Source organism: Streptomyces sp. TRM70350, assembly GCF_019219825.1.
Classification (GTDB): Bacteria; Actinomycetota; Actinomycetes; order Streptomycetales; family Streptomycetaceae; genus Streptomyces.
Genome location: NZ_JAHUXH010000098.1, coordinates 1 through 1,130 on the forward strand (window position 1 = coordinate 1; position 1,130 = coordinate 1,130).

Consider the following 1,130-nt stretch of genomic DNA (forward strand, 5'->3'; position numbering starts at 1 on the left):
GACGGCAGCGGCAAGGAGTGAGCACGATGGCCAACTATGCGATCGACCGCTATCCCTCTGAGGACTCACCGCGACTCGGGGCGATGACCTTGCATCCCGTCGCGGAGTCCGTGCCTCGGGCCCGGCGCTGGTTCCGGAAGTTCATCGCTCCGTACAATCCGGTCCGCTCGGTCGACGACTGCGTGCTGATGATCTCGGAGCTGGTGACCAACGCCATCTCCTATGGCCGCGCCGACGATCCCTGGGTCGTCCGGGTGGAGTGGTTCCGAGACGGGACCTCGCTCCGGGTCGAGGTGCACAACCCGGGATTCCCGGCGAACGTGCGGCTGCGGCGTCCCGACGCCGATGACGCGCACGGGCGTGGGCTGCTCCTGGTCGCCTCCATTGCCGACTCCTGGCACCACGGGCCGAGCCGCTTCGGTGGAACGGTGGTCTCTTTCGAGATGGCCGATGCCTGGCCGTCATGAACGCAATACGCTCCGCTGGTACTGCGCCGGCGGATTCGTCGCTAGTCTGGTTGACCAGTTGACTTGGCCAATCTCGACAGGCGGCGGCATTCATGGCGTATGACGTGGAGGCACCGAAGTACGTTCGCCTCGCTCAGACCATCCAGCGCCGCATCGAGGACGGCACGTACCCGCCCGGCACCCGCGTGCCCAGCGAGAACCAACTCGTACAAGCCTTCGGGATGTCCCGTCCCACCGTCGTCCGAGCACTGGAGCTGCTGAAGCGCGACGGCTGGCTTGAGTCCCGGCAGGGGTACGGAACCATCGTGCGGGGTCGCCCGGCCGTCGTGGAGCAGAAGGACCGCCGGGGGAGTGAAGCGCTCGCGCGTGACGAGTCGCAAGCTCCAGGTCAGTTGGTCGAGGTCGGCTACGTCCCCGTTCCGGCGCGAGTCGCCTCGGTGCTCGGATTGCCCAAGCGTGCCAAGATCCTCATGCGCCGTTTCCTGGTCGTGGACGACGGCGAACCGGTTGAGTTGGTCTCGTCGTACTTCCCCGCCGGCCTGGTCGAAGGGACCGAGCTGGAGAGTGCCGAAGCGCTGAGCGGCAGCACCCGTGCGCATCTGGAGGCGCGGAAGAAGGTCCGCTTCGACCACGTGACGGAACGGGTCTCGGCCCGACTGCCCG

At 67.1% G+C, this 1,130-nt stretch carries 2 protein-coding genes; both read left to right on the plus strand.

Features of this window, described 5'->3' with window-relative positions:
* Positions 1 to 26: 26 nt before the first annotated feature.
* Entirely contained in the window at positions 27 to 467 is a 441-nt protein-coding gene (locus KWI83_RS37710; protein ID WP_218518876.1) for an ATP-binding protein, read from the plus strand.
* A gap of 92 nt (positions 468 to 559) precedes the next feature.
* A partial coding sequence (locus tag KWI83_RS37715) for a GntR family transcriptional regulator (protein WP_218518877.1) occupies positions 560 to 1,130 on the plus strand: 571 nt, incomplete at its 3' end.